Annotated in this window: 13 protein-coding genes; 6 read left to right on the top strand and 7 right to left on the bottom strand. The window is 73.2% G+C overall.

What is annotated here, in order from left to right:
• Positions 1-113: 113 nt before the first annotated feature.
• The 4 genes from pelF to B4U46_RS10550 all read left to right on the top strand — a co-directional run bounded on the left by pelF (position 114) and on the right by B4U46_RS10550 (position 4838).
• Positions 114-1670, top strand: coding sequence for a GT4 family glycosyltransferase PelF (gene pelF, locus B4U46_RS10565; protein WP_079426325.1), 1557 nt, complete (start codon positions 114-116; stop codon positions 1668-1670).
• Positions 1667-3277, top strand: coding sequence for a hypothetical protein (locus B4U46_RS38320; protein ID WP_159402082.1), 1611 nt, complete (start codon positions 1667-1669; stop codon positions 3275-3277). Before pelF ends, B4U46_RS38320 begins: the two co-directional genes overlap by 4 nt.
• 86 nt (positions 3278-3363) lie before the next feature.
• Positions 3364-4017: a spherulation-specific family 4 protein gene (locus tag B4U46_RS10555; RefSeq protein WP_079431675.1), complete on the top strand. Its 654-nt coding sequence runs from the start codon at positions 3364-3366 to the stop codon at positions 4015-4017.
• The gene (locus B4U46_RS10550) at positions 4014-4838 is read left to right on the top strand and encodes an endo alpha-1,4 polygalactosaminidase (protein ID WP_079426323.1); all 825 of its coding nucleotides are present in this window, start codon (positions 4014-4016) and stop codon (positions 4836-4838) included. The genes B4U46_RS10555 and B4U46_RS10550 overlap by 4 nt, the downstream gene beginning before the upstream one ends.
• Before the next feature lie 1442 nt (positions 4839-6280).
• Here B4U46_RS10550 and B4U46_RS10545 read toward each other — a convergent pair.
• From B4U46_RS10545 to B4U46_RS10525, 5 genes are all read right to left on the bottom strand, one after another.
• Positions 6281-7462 carry a sensor histidine kinase gene (locus B4U46_RS10545; RefSeq protein WP_079431674.1) on the bottom strand — a complete coding sequence of 394 codons (1182 nt, stop codon included), beginning with the start codon at positions 7460-7462 and terminating at the stop codon, positions 6281-6283.
• Positions 7463-7692: 230 nt separating this feature from the next.
• Entirely contained in the window at positions 7693-8427 is a 735-nt protein-coding gene (locus B4U46_RS38315; RefSeq protein WP_159402081.1) for a hypothetical protein, read from the bottom strand.
• Positions 8424-10334, bottom strand: coding sequence for a phosphatidylglycerol lysyltransferase domain-containing protein (locus tag B4U46_RS10535; RefSeq protein WP_100863773.1), 1911 nt, complete (start codon positions 10332-10334; stop codon positions 8424-8426). Before B4U46_RS10535 ends, B4U46_RS38315 begins: the two co-directional genes overlap by 4 nt.
• Before the next feature lie 81 nt (positions 10335-10415).
• Positions 10416-11495 (bottom strand): nicotinate-nucleotide--dimethylbenzimidazole phosphoribosyltransferase, encoded by a 1080-nt coding sequence (gene cobT / locus B4U46_RS10530; RefSeq protein ID WP_107438247.1) that lies wholly within the window; start codon positions 11493-11495, stop codon positions 10416-10418.
• Between the two features lie 54 nt (positions 11496-11549).
• Positions 11550-12764, bottom strand: a complete 1215-nt coding sequence (locus tag B4U46_RS10525) for a bifunctional adenosylcobinamide kinase/adenosylcobinamide-phosphate guanylyltransferase (RefSeq protein WP_079426319.1) — start codon at positions 12762-12764, stop codon at positions 11550-11552.
• A 93-nt stretch (positions 12765-12857) separates the two neighbouring features.
• On the opposite strand from B4U46_RS10525, the gene B4U46_RS10520 reads away from it, so the two are divergent.
• Positions 12858-13067 (top strand): hypothetical protein, encoded by a 210-nt coding sequence (locus tag B4U46_RS10520; protein ID WP_079426317.1) that lies wholly within the window; start codon positions 12858-12860, stop codon positions 13065-13067.
• Positions 13068-13140: 73 nt separating this feature from the next.
• On the opposite strand, the gene B4U46_RS10515 is transcribed toward B4U46_RS10520, so the two are convergent.
• Both B4U46_RS10515 and B4U46_RS10510 read right to left on the bottom strand, forming a co-directional pair.
• Positions 13141-13884, bottom strand: a complete 744-nt coding sequence (locus B4U46_RS10515) for a class I SAM-dependent methyltransferase (RefSeq protein ID WP_107438415.1) — start codon at positions 13882-13884, stop codon at positions 13141-13143.
• A 77-nt stretch (positions 13885-13961) separates the two neighbouring features.
• Positions 13962-14561, bottom strand: coding sequence for a DUF3043 domain-containing protein (locus B4U46_RS10510; RefSeq protein ID WP_079426315.1), 600 nt, complete (start codon positions 14559-14561; stop codon positions 13962-13964).
• A gap of 261 nt (positions 14562-14822) precedes the next feature.
• Here B4U46_RS10510 and B4U46_RS10505 point away from each other — a divergent pair, with 261 nt between their 5' ends.
• Positions 14823-15617 (top strand): PspA/IM30 family protein, encoded by a 795-nt coding sequence (locus tag B4U46_RS10505; protein ID WP_079426313.1) that lies wholly within the window; start codon positions 14823-14825, stop codon positions 15615-15617.
• Positions 15618-15631 lie beyond the last annotated feature (14 nt).

Genomic DNA, 15631 nt, shown 5'->3' with positions numbered 1-15631 from the left:
CGTCTGCTCCGAGCCGTCTGCTCCGAGCCACCTGCTCCACCCGGCAGTACCCAGCGCCGGCGTCCGCCCACCACGGGCGCCGGCCCCTTTTCAGTCCTGGGGGGACTCAGCACATGAGCCATGGGCGTCATGTCACCATGCTCACCGAAGGCACCTATCCGCACGTCCACGGGGGCGTCAGCACCTGGTGCGACCAACTGGTACGCGGCATGCCGGAGGTCGACTTCAACGTCATAGCCCTGACCGGCTCCGGACGCGAGCCGGTCACCTGGGAGCTGCCGCGCAACGTCTACCGGCACACCGCCGTCCCGCTGTGGGGCCCGCCGCCCCCCAAAGCCCGCCGCACCACCCTCCGCGGCAAGGCCCACCGCCGCTTCACCGAGGTCTACGAAACCTTCCTGCTCTCCCTGATCCACCCCGAGCACGGCAGGGGGCACACCCCAGCGGTAGCTGGGGGATTCTCCGAAGCCCTGGCCGAACTGGCCCGCCTCGCCCGCGCCGGCCGCCTCGCCCCGGCCCTGCGCTCCGAAGCCGTCCTGCGCCTGCTGATGGACGTGTGGACCCGCCCCGGCCTGGCCACCGCCGCCGCCGACCCCACCGTCCACGACGCGCTCACCGCCACCGACCTGCTCGAACACGCCCTGCGCCCGCTCGCCGTGCGGATCCCGCCCGACAGCGTCGCCCACGCCGTCAGCAGCGGCCTCGCCACCCTCCCCGCCCTCGCCGCCAAACACCTCGACGAGGTCCCCTTCCTCCTCACCGAACACGGCATCTACCTGCGCGAGCGCTACCTCGGCTACCGCACCGCCGCCCAGCGCTGGCCGGTCAAGGCCCTGATGCTCGGCTTCTACCGGGAGCTGAACACCGAGGGCTACCGCCAGGCCGACCTCATCACCCCCTGCAACCAGTACAACCGCCGCTGGGAGGAACGCGGAGGAGCCGACGCAGAACGCATCCGCACCGTCTACAACGGCGTCGACCCGCACGTCTTCCCCGAGGCCGGCCCCGAACCCGAGGTGCCCACCCTCAGCTGGTGCGGCCGCATCGACCCGATCAAGGACCTCGAAACCCTCATCCGTGCCTACGCGTTCATGCGCGGGGAACTGCCCGCCCTGCGGCTGCGCCTCTTCGGCCCGGTCCCGGCCGGCTGCGAGGAGTACAAGCTCCGCCTGGAGAAGCTCGCCGCCGAACTCGGCGTCGCCGACGGCATCGCCTGGGAGGGCCGGATCGCCGAAGTCGCCAGGGCCTACGCCGCCGGCAGCGTCGTCATGCTCTCCAGCATCAGCGAAGGCTTCCCCTTCAGCATCATCGAAGCCATGTCCTGCGGCCGCACCACCGTCTCCACCGACGTCGGCGGCGTCCGCGAAGCCGTCGCCGACACCGGCCTGGTCGTCCCGCCCCGCGAACCCGAAACCATGGCCCGCGCCACGCTCGCCCTGCTCCGTGACGACGAACGCCGCGCCGAACTCGGCCGCATGGCCCGCAAACGGGTCGTCGAGAAGTTCACCCTCCACCGGTCCGTGGACGGCTTCCGCCACATCTACCGCGGCCTCGACGAGCAAAGGCGTGCGGGCCGCCCCGTCCTGCCCGTCCACCCCGGCGGCCAGTGGGACCAGCACCTCGCCGACCCCTGGTACAAGGAACTCGCGGCCGACGGGAGCCTGTGGTGAGCGGATCCCTCTGGCTCAAGCCGCCCGGCCCGGAAGGCTCCTGGGTCCACGTCGGCCACGCGGCCTCCGCCCGCCGCCCGCGCCCCGGCGCCGCGGCGGGCACCACGGACACCCTGCCCGTCCTCCCCCGCCCCGGCCGCGCCGGAGCGGGGGCGGGCGCCGCCGACCCCATGGACGAGCTCGCCGGGCGCCTCGACGCGTTCGTCGCCTCCGCCGTCCACCCCGACGAGATCGCCGCCGTACTCGAATCCGACGGCCTGACCGACGAGTACATCCGCCTCACCTACGGCCGCCCCGACTCCTTCACCCTCGCCGAGGAGCTCTACGCCCGCGTCCCCCGCTCCTTCCCCGAGCCCGAGGCCCTCCCCGACCCCTGGCGGGTCTCCCTCACCGCCTGCCTGCTGCGCGGACTGATCTTCGCCCTGCCCGGCCTGGCCTACCTCCTCGGCGAACCCCTCCTCGAAGGCCCGCCCGACCGGCTCGGCCTGCCCGCCGGCACCCTCACCCTGCTCGCCGGCGCCCTCATCGGCTGGGTCTGGGACCAGACCCTGTCCCACCGCGCCTACACCTGGCTCGGCCTCGGCGACCGCGCCGCCGCCGGACGCACCCTCCTCGTCGGCGCCCCGGCCGGCGCCCTGCTCGGCACCGCCGCCGCCTTCGCCGTACCGGGCGGGCCCCCGTTCTCCTACGCCTTCGCCGCCGGACAGGCCCTGTACGTCGGGGCCGCCACCGTCCTGCTCGTCCTGCGCAGGGAACGGCTGCTGCTCGCCGCCCTCGGCCCCATGGCCGCCGGATCGGTACTCGCGCTGTTCGCCGACCCTCCCGTGCCGCTGCGGGTGGCCCTGCTGCTGGTCTCCCTGACGGCCGCGTGCGCCCTGGCCCTGCGGGAGCTCCCGCTCGCCGAGGGGGCACGGGCCGCGGTGCGCAGGATCCTGCACTGGACGCGGCGCCACCCGGGCGAGGGGGGCGCCGTGCGCTGGCGGATGCTGCGCGGCGCCGAGGAGGACCACACCCGGCGCGGGCCCCGCATCGGGGACTCGGTGCCCTACGGGGTGTTCGGCCTGGGGACCGGCCTGCTCGTGCTGTACGCCGCCCTGGGGGAGGTGCTCACCGGCGGCCCCGCCGAGGCCGTCGCGGCCCCTTCGGCGGTGGCCCTCACCCTCAGCATGGGGCCCGCCGAATGGCTGCTGCACCGCTTCCGCAGCGGCAGCCTGGCCGGGCTGCGCGCGGCCCGCTCACCCCGGGCGTTCCGGCGGCGGATGCTCACGACCCTGGCCCGCTGCCTCGCCGCCTACCTGGCGGTGCTGCTCCTGCTGGGCACCGCCGGAACCCTGCTGTGGCCGCAGGCCCCGGGCCTGACCTGGGACCGCGTCGCCACCCTGCTGCTGCTCGGCGCCGTGATGTGGACCGGCCTGCTCCTGCAGTCCTTCGGCGCCGTCCGCCCCGCCGCCGTGGTCTGCGCCGCCGCGGCCGCCGCCCAGAGCCTGGCCCTGCTGACCGGGACCGGACAGCCCCGGCTGGTCCAGCTGGGGGTGGCCGGAGCCGCGGCGGGCGTACTGTCCGTCCTGGTCTGCCTCCTCCTCGGCCGCGCGACCGCCCACCGATGACCCCGCACGCCTCGCACTCCTGGCACCTCTCCTACCCCTCCCACCTCTCCTACCCCTCCCACCCCTCGCATCCCGAGAAGGGCTCCATGCTCCTGGTCCCGCTCTACGAGCATCCCGCCGACCGGCCCGAGGTGTGGGAACGGCTCATCGCCTCCGCCCGCCGGCTGCACTCCGTCGTCCTCAACCCCGCCAGCGGACCGGGCGAGGCCCCCGACGAGCGCTTCGCCGCCGTCGCCGCCCGGCTGAGGGACGCCGGCGTGCCCGTCCTCGGCTACACCGACACCGACTACGGACGCCGGCCCCACGCCGACGTCGTCCAGGACCTGCTGCGCCACCGCGACTGGTACGCCGCCGACGGCGCCTTCCTCGACCAGGCCGCCTCCGGCCCGGAACTGCTGCCCCACTACGGCCGCCTCACCATCGCCGCCCGCGCGGCCGGGGCCCGCACCCTCGTCCTCAACCACGGAGTCCACCCGCACCCCGGCTACGCCGCCCTCGCCGACCTCCTCGTCACCTTCGAGGGCCCCTGGGACGCCTACCGCGACGGCTCCGCCACCCCGCCCCCCTGGACCGCCGACCACCCGGCCGACCGCTTCTGCCACCTGGTCTACGCCGTCCCGCCGAACGCCCCGACCGCCGAACTGGCCGCCGAACGGCACGCGGGGGTCCACTGCGCCGTCCCCGGCACCGGCGCCCACCCGTGGGGGAGCCTCCCGTACGCCTTGGAGACCGCTGGATGAAGCGTTTCACCGCCCCCGCGGTGGCGGGCCTGCTGCTCCTCACCGCCGCCTGCACGGCGGGCCCTGACGACGGGGATGCCGACGGGGAGACCCCGGAGCCCGGCCCCTCCCAGGCACCGGGGGAGCGCTGGCAGCCCCGGCCGGGGACGGCCTGGCAGTGGCAGCTCTCGGGGAAGCTGGACACCTCGGTGAAGGTGCCGGTGTACGACGTGGACGGGTTCAACACGACGAAGGAACAGGTGGCGGAGCTGAAGGCGGTCGGCCGCAGGACCATCTGCTACGTCTCCACGGGCGCCTGGGAGGACTTCCGCTCCGACGCCGACGCCTTCCCCAAGCCCCTGCTGGGGGAGGGCAACGGCTGGAAGGGCGAACGCTGGCTGGACATCCGCCAGACGTCCGCCTTGGAACCCCTGATGGCCAAACGCTTCGACATGTGCCGGGAGAAGGGCTTCGACGCGGTCGAACCGGACAACATGGACGGCTACAAGAACAAGACGGGCTTCCCCCTGACGGCGGACCACCAGCTGGCCTACAACCGCCTGATCGCCCGCCTGGCCCACGACCGGGGCATGGCAGTCGGCTTGAAGAACGACCTGGACCAAATCCCGCAACTCCTCGCTGACTTCGACTTCGCGGTCAACGAACAGTGCGCCCAGTACGAGGAATGCGACCGCCTGACCCCCTTCATCAAGGCGAACAAGGCGGTCTTCCACGTCGAATACGAAGTCCCGACGGACGAGTTCTGCGACCGTTCACGCGAACTGAAACTGAGCTCGATGGAAAAGGAATACGAACTGGGCCCCTGGCGAAAGCCCTGCTGAGCCGGCCCCGGGGGCGGGGCGGGGACGAGACCCCGCCGAGCGGCACTGGCGCAGTGGACCGGGGTGGGGGAGGGGCGGGACCTCCCCGACCGGTCTCAGAGAAGGTTGGGGGCTTCCCGTCAGTCCCATCGTCCTTCCGCGTCGGGCCGCCCTGTCAAGGGCGCTCCTTCGTCGCGTCGCTGCGCGATCGCCTACGGCGACCCTTGACAGCACGACCCGCCACGAAATGCCGAAGACTGCCGGGAACCCCCAAAGGAACGGGACGGATGTTCATTGGACATACGGCCGTATCAGCGACCCTTCGGGGTCGTCGGGGGCCGCCTCGCCAAGCATTCGGGCCGACAGGAGAGTCAAACGGGGCCGCGATTCGCGACAGATCGCTACGCGCTCCTCTCGTCTCAGCGTCCGCCGACCGCCTGGGGCCGCTGCCCGCACCAAAAGCCGACGGATTCGGCATCCGGGGCCGGGGGGCGCGACAAATCGCTACGCGCTGCCCTCTTTTCGGCGTCCGGCGGCCGTCTAGGGTTGCTGCCTGCACGCAATGCTGATGAGAAGGCCATCAGGCGACCTCAGGCGCGTCAGATCGCTACGCGCTCCTCAAATCTCGGCGGTTGACGGCCGTCTTGGGCCGGGATGCTCTGCGGATCTGCTTTTGATGCCGCCAACAGCCACGGACGGCCGTCGGACGCCGGGATCTCGGCAGCGCGTAGCGATCTGACGCGCCCACAAGCCCGGATGCTGCTCTGTTCGTCGTTTGGTGCAGGTATCAGCCCCAGGCGGCCGCCGGACGCCGAAAAGAGAGAAGCGCGTAGCGATCTGACGCGCCTGGCGGCTCCAGATGCCAATTCCGTCGCCCTTTGGTGCGGGCAGCGACCCCAGGCGGTCGCCGGACGCCGAAAAGGCAGGAGCGCGTAGCGATTTGATGCGCCCACCGGCCCCGGATGACGATCCTGTCGTCCTTTCCTGCGGACAGCGACCCCAGACGGTCGCCGGACGCTGAGATGAGAGGAGCGCGTAGCGATCTGTCGCGGATCGCGGCCCCGATGAACTGACTCGTCGGCCCGGATGCTTGGCGTGGCGGCCCCCGACGACCCCGGAGGGTCGCTGAGTCCGCCGGATGTCCTATGAACGTCCGTCCCGTTCCTTTGGGGGTTTCCCGGCAGTCTTCGTTTTTCCGTGGCGGGACGGGCTGTCAAGAGTGGAGCGCAGCGACATCGCGTAGCGACGCGACGAAGGAGCGCTCTTGACTGACCGGCCCGACGCGGAAGGACGATGAGACTGACGGGAAAGCCCCAACCCATCCCTGAGACCGCCGAGTGTGGCTCCGACCTCCTGGGTGCCGGTCCGCTGTCTGGTTCTGGCACGGTCGGGTACCGCCGCGAGGCGGGTGGGCAGGCACCGCCCGGCTCCTACGCCTCGAGGGGGCGATGGCGGGCCCGGGCTCAGGCCGGCAGGATCGCGTGGACCCGGTATCCGCCCCCGTAGCGGGGGCCCGTGAAGCAGGAGCCGCCCAGGGCGGCCGCGCGTTCGCGCATGCCCAGGAGGCCGTGGCCGCCTCCCGGGTCGCCCGGGGAGGAGTCGGCGGAGTCGCCGCCGTCGTCCAGGACGGTCACCTCCACCGAGGCGCCCACCCGGACCACGCTGACCTGGGCTTGTGCGCCCGGGCCCGCGTGCTTGCGGACGTTGGTCAGGGCCTCCTGGATCACCCGGTACGCCGCCAGGTCCACCGCCGCCGGCAGCGGTTGCGCCTCCGCCCCCGCCCCCGCCCCCAGTTGGACGGTGGCCTCGACCGGCAGGCCGGCGTGCCGGAAGGTGTCGAGGAGCTCGTCCAGTACGGCCAGCCCGGGCGCCGGCTCCGTCGGGGCCTCCGGGTCGCCGGACTGCCGCAGCAGGCCCACCGTCGCCCGGAGCTCGTTCAGGGCGGACCGGCTCGCGTCCCGTACGTGGGCCAGGGCCTCCTTGGCCTGGTCGGGCCGCTTGTCCATGACGTGCGCCGCCACGCCCGCCTGCACGTTGACCAGGGCGATGTGGTGGGCCACCACGTCGTGCAGGTCCCGGGCGATGCGCAGCCGTTCCTCCGCGACCCGGCGCCGGGCCTCCTCCTCGCGGGTCCGCTCGGCGCGTTCGGCCCGTTCCCGGATGGCGTCCACGAAGGCCCGGCGGCTGCGTACCGCGTCGCCGGCGGCCGCGGCCATGCCGGTCCAGGCGAAGATGCCGATGTTCTCCTGCGCGTACCAGGGCAGCGGTCCGGCCAGCATGGCCACGCCGGTCAGGCCCGCCATCGTCAGCAGGCCGGTCCGCCAGGTGGTGGGACGGTCGGTGCGCGCGGCCACCGTGTAGAGGGCGATCACGGCGCTCATCGCGACGGGCGCCCGCGGCTCACCGGTGGCCAGCTCGACCAGCGACAGCCCGCAGGTGACGGCAAGCACGGTGCGCGGGCTGCGGCGGCGGAAGACGAGGGCGGCCGCACCGAACAGCATCAGCAGCAGCGAGACGGGTTCGGGGGCGCGGGTGCGGAAGGCGGGCCCGAGCGGGCCGTGCGGGTCGACGAAGGACCCGAGGACCATGGAGACCAGCGCCCCGAGCGCCAGCACGGCGTCGGTGGCGAGCGGATGGGCCCGCATCCACTGCCGCCCGGTGGGGAAGGGCCCGGGCCCGAGGTCTGTGGTCGTCACCCGGATACGGTACGGGCTCACGCCCGCGGCCCGTACGGCCCCGGGCGGCCCCGGGCGGCCCGTACGGCCCCGGGTGGCACCACCGAACCCGACGGGCGCCGGTGCTCCCGGCGGGGTCGGCGGTGGAGGGAGGCGGTACTCACGGCAGGCAACACCCGCGGCCCTCACCCACCACCCCCTCACCCACCCCCGCCCGACCCCGGCCCCCCGGGCGCCGCCGGGGCCCGTACCCCCAGCGGTGCCCGGGACCGGGGCGGCCCCCACTTCGCGCGGACCACGCACACCGCCATGACGGCGGCGATGGCCGCGAGGTGTTCCTTGCCCGCCAGGTTGTCCTTGACGAGCACCTCCCCGATCATCACGAGGATCACCAGCGTGCCGGTGAGGTAGGCCCGGTAGCGCCAGCAGACGTAGAGGGCCAGGCCCACCACCGCCGCCGACGGGCCGGTGTCGTTGACCACGCGGTCGGTCACCGGCAGGCCGAGGGGGTGGTCGGGGCCCAGCGAGAGCCCGATGCGGGCGTAGGTGGTGCCGGCGAGGGTGGCGATGTAGCCGATCAGCAGGGTGCGCCACCAGCCGATGCAGATCTCGGCGATCCCGAACACCAGCAGGATCTGCGCGAGCGCCCCCCACACGGGAAGGTCGAGGGCGGGGACGAAGAGGGAGAGCGGCGTGCGCAGCAGCGCGAGCCACAGGGGGTCGACGGCCTTGACGGACCCGAGGTTCTGGACGGGCTGGAAGCCCCAGGACGTGTTCTGGACGATCTGGAAGACCGAGGTGAGGCAGACCGCCCCGAGGGTCATCGGGACGGCGCGCCACTTGTCGCGGACGAGTGCGCCCCTGAGGGTCCAGAACAGGGGGCCCCACTCGCGGCGGGCGAACCGCCGCGGTGAGGCCGTCGTCCACGACGTCAACGAATCGTCTCCAGATGTCTGCGGTGCAGCCACTTCGGCAGGCCGGGCGCCTCCAGGAAGCCCTCGGCCCGGCCCGCCGCGATTCCGATGCGCAGCAGGTCGGAACTCTTCTCGAAGAGCATGAACCGCGGCTCCCAGATCGGACGGTATTTGGCGTTGGCCCGGTAGAGGGACTCGATCTGCCACCAGCGGGAGAAGAAGCTCAGCAGCGAACGCCACATGCGCAGCACCGGTCCCGCGCCGAGCTTGGACCCCCGCTCGAAGACGGAACGGAACATGGCGAAGTTCAGTGAGACCTGTGTGACGCCGATCTCCTTCGAGCGTTCCAGGAGTTCGATGACCATGAACTCCATCAGGCCGTTCTCGGAGTCCCGGTCACGGCGCATCAGGTCCAGCGACAGGCCCTTGGGGCCCCACGGCACGAAGGACAGCACGGCGCGCAGGTCGCCGTTGCCGTCGGTGCACTCCAGCATCACGCACTGGCCGTCGTCCGGGTCGCCGAGGCGGCCCAGGGCCATGGAGAAGCCGCGCTCGGTCGCGCCGTCGCGCCAGTCGTCGGCGCGCTGGAGCAGGACGGCCATCTCCTCGGCCGGGATGTCGGCGTGGCGGCGGATGCGGACGGTGTAGCCGGCGCGCTTGACCCGGTTGTAGGCCTGCCGGACGGTGCGCATGGCGCGGCCCTCCAGCGTGAACTCGGCGGTTTCGACGATGGCCTCGTCGCCGAGTTCCAGGGCGTCGAGCCCGTGCCGGGCGTAGATCTGTCCGGCTTCCTCGGAGGCGCCCATCACGGCGGGCACCCAGCCGTGCTCGCGGGCCTCGGCCAGCCAGGGCTCGATGGCGCCGGGCCAGGCCTCGGGGTCGCCGATGGGGTCGCCGGAGGCCAGCGAGACCCCGCCGACGACGCGGTAGGTGACGGCGGCCTTGCCGGTGGGGGACCAGATGACGGACTTCTCGCGGCGCAGCGCGAAGTAGCCGAGGGAGTCGCGGTCGCCCTGCTTGGCCAGGAGGGCGCGCAGCTTCTCCTCGTCCTCGGGGGTGAGCGGGTCGACGGCGCGGCGGGAGCGGAAGGCCGCGAACAGCACGGCGAGCAGCAGCAGCATCGACATGACGTTGATGAACACGTCCACCCAGGCGGGGGTGGTGATCGACTGGTACGCCTTGTCGTCGGGCGCCAGGGTGATCAGCCGCATCACGCCGTAGCGCCAGCGGGCCAGGAACGTGGCGTCGGCCCGGTCGGGGTCGGTGTTGGTCGCGCCGACGAGGAGGGCGGCGACGAGTGAGGTGAGCAGCAGGCCGACGGCGGCGACGGCGGTGGCCAGCTTGGGGTTGGAGCGGTCGCCCTTGGCGTAGAACTCGTGGCGGCCCACCAGGAGGGCGCCGACGAAGGCGGCGGTCAGGGCGAGCGAGACCCAGTTCTGGGCGTGCTCGCGGAACTCCGGGTAGCACAGGCTGAACTCGCCGCCGGTGCACGGGGCGAAGGCGGCGATCGCGAACGCCAGCAGCAGCAGGCCGCTGACCACGAGGTTCAGGATCCAGGCGGCCCGCTTGCGGCGGCCCATGGTGACCGCGAGCAGCAGCGAGAACAGCCCGGAGGCGAAGCCGGCCGTCAGCAGGTACGGGGTGTAGAAGTCGGCGGTGTTGTGCCGGCGCAGGTCCTGCCCGAGCGAGAGCCACACCGCGCTCAGGAAGTTGACGAAAGTGACGGCCCGGAGGTACCAGACGGCGAAGGCGGCGCCGCGCCGCGAGGCCGGGCTCCCCCTGCGGGTCTCGGGTTTCGCGGAGGTGTCCCCTCCTTGTTCCCTTCCCTGCTCCCTCTCTTTCTGCTTCTTGTTGTCCAAACCCTTGCCGGAAGCCTGATCGAGGCTGTTCCGGTCGGTTTCTACGCTGGTCAAGCGGACCTCTCCCATGAAACGCGATGATATGGGCGTCACCGGTCCGCAGGCCGTACGAGCACTGCGGACTGGTCAGGCCCGTGGTGCCCGGTGCTTTCAGTCCGTCTTCTGGTCCGCCGGCGGCTCCCCGGACGCGGTCTCGGGGAGCTCCGCGGCGAGCGCGGCGGCCGCCTGGACCAGGGGGAGCGCCAGCAGGGCTCCGGTTCCCTCTCCCACTGTGACGCCGTGGTCGAGCACCGGGTTGAGCGCCATCCGGTCAAGTGCCTTGGCCTGGCCGGGCTCCCCGCTGCTCTGTCCCGCCAGCCACCAGTCGGGGGCGCGGAAGGCGGCCCGCTGGGCGACCAGCCCGCAGGCGGCCGAGACGACCCCGTCGAGGATGACGGGCGTACGGCGCACCGCGCACTGGAGCAGGAAGCCGGTGAGGGCGGCGACGTCCGCGCCGCCGACCGCCGCCAGGAGCGCCGTCTGGTCGCCGAGCACCGGGCGGGCGCGGCGCAGCGAGTCGCGGATGGCGGCGCACTTGCGCATCCAGGCCAGGTCGTCGATGGGCAGGCCGCCGCGGCCGGTGACCACCGAGGCGTCGGTGCCGCACAGGGCGGCGACGAGGGTGGCGGCGACGGTGGTGCCGCCCACGCTGAGGTCGCCGAGGACGACCAGGTCGGTCCCGGAGTCGGCTTCCTCGTCGGCGATCTTGATGCCGAGCTTCAGCGCTGCCTCGGCCTCCTCCGCCGTGAGCGCGTCCTCGACGTCGATGCGCCCGCTGCCGCGGCGTACGCGGTGGCGGACGACGTCCTCGGGCAGCAGGGCGGGGTCGCAGTCCAGGCCGGCGTCGACGACGCGGATGCCGGCTCCGAAGCGTCCGGCGAGGATCGAGACCGGGCTGGTCCCGTCGAGGACCGCCCGCACCAGTTCGTGGGCGCTGCCCGCGGGCCGGGCGGAGACCCCGGCGGCGGCGATGCCGTGGTCGGCGGCGAACAGGACCACGCGGGGCCGCTCGATGGGCTTGACCGGTACCCGGCCCTGCGCGGCGGCCAGCCACTCGGCGAGCTCGTCGAGCCGGCCCAGGGCGCCGGGCGGCGGGGCGAGGCGCCCACGACGCTCCTCGGCGTCACGCCGGACGCCCCCGTCGGGGCGTTCGATCAGATCGGAGAAGTCGTCGAGATTCAGCGTGGTCATCTGCCAGAGATTACAGCCGCCCGGACCCTCCTCCGGGGGGTGGCCGTCGATCCGTCACGACGGGGGCTCCTTGAGGACGAGGGCCTGCCCGGCGACCACGAGGAGGACGTGTTCGCACTCGCCCGCCACCGCGTTGTTGAGGCGGCCCAGCTCGTCGCGGAACCGCCGCCCCGAGGCGGTCGCCGGGACCACCCCGGAACCCACCTCGTTGCTCACGAGCACCACCGTGCGGCGGGTGGCGCGGACGGCCGCCACGAGTTCCGCGGTGCGGGCGCGCAGTCGCTTGTGCCCGTCCGCCGCCCACACGGCGTCGTCCCAGGCCCCGGCCCGGTCCATGGCGTCGGTGAGCCACAGCGCGAGGCAGTCGATCAGCAGGGGCGCCCCGGGCAGCTCCAGCAGCGGCACCAGGTCGCAGGTCTCGGCGGTCCGCCAGTGGGCGGGCCGGCGCTCGCGGTGGAGGCCGACGCGCTGCGCCCATTCCGCGTCGCCGTCGCGGGTGCCGCCGGTGGCGACGTAGGTCACCTCGGGGAAGGCCTCCAGGCGGCGTTCCGCCTCGACGGACTTGCCGGAGCGGGCGCCGCCCAGCACCAGGGTGCGGCGCGGGACGTCCGGCACGGCGTGGTACTCGCCCGTGGTCACCGTGGTGCCGTCGGGGACGGCGCGGGCCCCGGCGGCGGCGCAGCGGCGTTCCAGCTCCGCGCCGGGAGGGGTGTCGTGGTCGAGGTGGACGGCGATCACGTCGGTGGCGGGGCCGACGGCGCCGGTGGAGCGCAGCCGGGCCAGGGCCTCGGGCCGGCCGAGCACGTCGGCGAGGACCACGTCGTACGGGTGCCGGGCGGGCACCCCCTCGGTGCCGGCCGGTGCCCCGCCGGGCGGCAGGTACAGCAGCCGGGCCCCGTCGGGGCCGGTGACCTCGTACCCGGTGCCGGGGGAGTCCATCGGCACGGCCCGCACCCGGTGCCCGCTGATCACGGCGAGCTCCCGCCCGTCGGGGACCCGCCCGGCGGCGGGCAGCCCGGGCGGCAGCTCGACGGCCGGCCCGTCGTGCGGGTGGGTCAGCAGCACCTGCCGCACGCCGGCCAGCGAATGCCCGGCGCGGGCCCCGGCGAGCACCGCGCCGGGGGTGAGGTCGAGGAGCAGCGCGCCGTCGACGAGGACGGAGGTCGCGGCGCGGGACCGGGTGCCGACGGAGACCGCGCAGACCGCGCAGGGACAGCCGGGGCGGGGCAGTCCTTCGGGGGTACCGGTGCCGAGGAGAGTGAGTTCCACACGGAGATCTTCTCGCTTCGCCGGTAGTGGTGCGCGCCCGGTTACTCTGCGGGCACACTCAAGGCGAGTAGCGGACGAGCAACGGAGGCGGACATGGTGTGGACGTGGCGGTTCGAGGCGGCCGACGGCAGCGAGACCAGCCCGGCGGTGGAACCGGAGGAGTTCACCACGCAGGGGGACGCGGAGTCCTGGATCGGCGAGGTCTGGAAGGAGCTCCTGGACGGCGGCGCGGAACGGGTCACGCTGTTCGAGGACGACACGAAGATCTACGAGATGAGCCTCAGCGCCGCCGCGGAGGCCTGAGCGCACGAAACCCCCGGGGCGGACCCGGGGGTTTCCTCTCCTTCGGCGCCGCCCGTCGCGGGGTCCCGGGGGACTATCCCCGGACCCCGCACAGGTGCAGCAGCGCCGCCACCGACCGGTAGGGATCGGTGCGCCCGGCCCGTTCCTCGGCGGCCAGCAGCCGCTCCAGCTCCTCCTCGGGCGGGAGCTCCGCCGCGGCCTCGGTCCCGTCGGTGAAGACGCGCACCCCGTACCAGGTGTGCAGCGGCGCGCCGATCCCCGAGAGGGTGGCCGTCAGGTCGGCCAGCCGGTCGGCCCGTACCTGCAGGCCCAGCCGGTTCGTGTAGTCGACGGTGTCGAAGGCGTCCAGCGCCCCCGACCAGTCCCCGGACAGCCCCGGCCGCAGGGCGAGCGCGTCGCCGTTGCGCACCAGCAGGGACAGCAGTCCGCCCGGGGCCAGCATCCGGGCCAGCCCGGCGAGCATGGCGTCGGGCTCGGACACGTACATCAGTACTCCGTGGCACAGCACCACGTCGAAGCTGCCCGGCCCGAAGTGCGCGCCGGTCTCCCGGCCGTCTCCCTCGATCAGTTCGACCCGGTCGCGGATCCCCGCCGGTTCGGCGGCCAGCGCGGCGTGGGCGACCGCCAGCATGGCGGCGTCCTGTTCCAGGCCGGTGACCATGTGCCCGGCGCGGGCGAGGCGCAGCGCCTGGGTGCCCTGGCCCATGCCGACGTCGAGGACACGCAGCCGCTGCCCGACGGGGAAGCGCTGGGTGATCTGTTCCTCGACCTGCCGGCCGACGAGTTCCTGGCGGACGGCGTTGCGCAGTCCGCCCAGGCCCTCCAGCCAGAGCCTGGCTCCCCCCGAGAAGCCCTCCCCCTTCGACGCCCCAGACGGTCCGGGCGTCGCTCCGGTCAGGGCCGTTCCCCGCGCTTGACCTGCGGCTTGGGCAGACGCAGGCGGCGCATCTGGAGGGTGCGCATCAGGCCGTAGGCGATGGCGCCGCGGCGGGGCTCGTTCGCGAAGCGCTCGTTGAGGGCCTTGCGCAGCCGGAAGACCAGGCCGATCGAGTCCAGGATGATCAGGACGATCACACCGAGCCACAGCAGCAGCGCGACGTTCTGGATCGAGGGGACCCGGATCATGCTGAGCACCAGGATGATCACGGCCAGCGGCAGGAACATCTCGGCGACGGAGAAGCGGGAGTCCACGAAGTCGCGGACGAACCGGCGGACCGGGCCCTTGTCGCGCGCGGGCAGATAGCGCTCGTCACCGTTGGCCAGCGCCTCGCGCTGGCGGGCCATCTCTTCCCGGCGGCGCTCGCGAGCCCGCCGGGCGTCCTCCTTGCGGTTGCCGGTCGAGGCCACGACGGCCCGGCGCTGCGACTGGGCCACAGCGCGCTTCGGCGTCGGGCGGCCCTTGGGGGCCTGCGGGTCACGGGGCTGCGAGAGGTCGGCGCTCACCTTGTCGGTGGCGGCGGCCTTCTCTTCCTTGGAGGAGCGGCTACCAAACACAGAGACAACCCTACGTGGTCGAGGGCGGGCGGCCCACCTCGGCGGGGAACGATCCGGCAACGGCGGGCGTCTTCCCGTTACGAGGCTCCTGAGGCCCTCGGGGATCACCTACTCCTTACGCCTGATACGGCACAGGGGTACTCGTCCTGGAGGAGGAGCGCATCCGTACTCGAACAGTGCGGTAATGGAAGCAGGGCCCGTACTGTGGGTCCTGTCGGTGACCTGCACCACAGTCCGTCTAGAAGGGGGCGCGCGAAGCCCATGAGCGGTGTCATGAAGCGTATGGGGATGATCTTCCGCGCGAAGGCGAACAAGGCCCTGGACCGGGCCGAGGACCCGCGCGAGACCCTGGACTACTCGTACCAGAAGCAGCTGGAGCTGCTGCAGAAGGTGCGCCGCGGCGTCGCCGACGTGGCGACCTCCCGCAAGCGCCTGGAGCTCCAGCTCAACCAGCTCCAGAGCCAGTCCGCCAAGCTGGAGGACCAGGGCCGCAAGGCCCTCGCGCTGGGCCGTGAGGACCTGGCCCGCGAGGCCCTGTCCCGGCGTTCCTCGCTCCAGCAGCAGGTCGCCGACCTCCAGGTGCAGCACCAGACCCTCCAGGGCGAGGAGGAGAAGCTGACGCTGGCCTCCCAGCGCCTCCAGGCCAAGGTGGACGCCTTCCGTACGAAGAAGGAGACCATCAAGGCCACCTACACGGCCGCCCAGGCGCAGACCCGCATCGCGGAGTCCTTCTCCGGCATCTCGGAGGAGATGAGCGACGTCGGCCTGGCCATCCAGCGGGCCGAGGACAAGACGGCGCAGCTCCAGGCCCGCGCGGGCGCGATCGACGAGCTGCTGGCCTCCGGCGCCCTGGACGACCAGAGCGGCCTCGGTTCCAAGGACGACATCCAGGCCGAGCTCGACCGCCTCTCCGGCGGGAACGACGTCGAGCTCGAGCTCCAGCGGATGAAGGCGGAGCTGGCCGGCGGCCCGTCCGCGCAGCAGCAGGCCATCGAGGGCGGCGCCCCGGGCGCGGCCCAGTCGCAGCAGACCCAGCACCGGTTCGACAAGCAGTAGGACAGGGGCCCGTC

Source organism: Streptomyces katrae (assembly GCF_002028425.1).
GTDB lineage: Bacteria > Actinomycetota > Actinomycetes > Streptomycetales > Streptomycetaceae > Streptomyces > Streptomyces katrae_A.
Note: the sequence above shows the minus strand (reverse complement) of the source record. Positions and strands in the feature narration are given on the sequence as shown.

Excerpts from the sequence above, each read along its gene's own strand:
- B4U46_RS10520 (WP_079426317.1), top strand. The coding sequence starts at position 12,858 with ATGGTGTGGACGTGGCGGTTCGAGGCGGCCGACGGCAGCGAGACCAGC.
- cobT (WP_107438247.1), bottom strand. The coding sequence starts at position 11,495 with ATGACCACGCTGAATCTCGACGACTTCTCCGATCTGATCGAACGCCCC.
- B4U46_RS10505 (WP_079426313.1), top strand. The coding sequence starts at position 14,823 with ATGAGCGGTGTCATGAAGCGTATGGGGATGATCTTCCGCGCGAAGGCG.
- pelF (WP_079426325.1), top strand. The coding sequence starts at position 114 with ATGAGCCATGGGCGTCATGTCACCATGCTCACCGAAGGCACCTATCCG.
- B4U46_RS10555 (WP_079431675.1), top strand. The coding sequence starts at position 3,364 with ATGCTCCTGGTCCCGCTCTACGAGCATCCCGCCGACCGGCCCGAGGTG.
- B4U46_RS10535 (WP_100863773.1), bottom strand. The coding sequence starts at position 10,334 with ATGGGAGAGGTCCGCTTGACCAGCGTAGAAACCGACCGGAACAGCCTC.
- B4U46_RS10545 (WP_079431674.1), bottom strand. The coding sequence starts at position 7,462 with ATGCGGGCCCATCCGCTCGCCACCGACGCCGTGCTGGCGCTCGGGGCG.
- B4U46_RS10550 (WP_079426323.1), top strand. The coding sequence starts at position 4,014 with ATGAAGCGTTTCACCGCCCCCGCGGTGGCGGGCCTGCTGCTCCTCACC.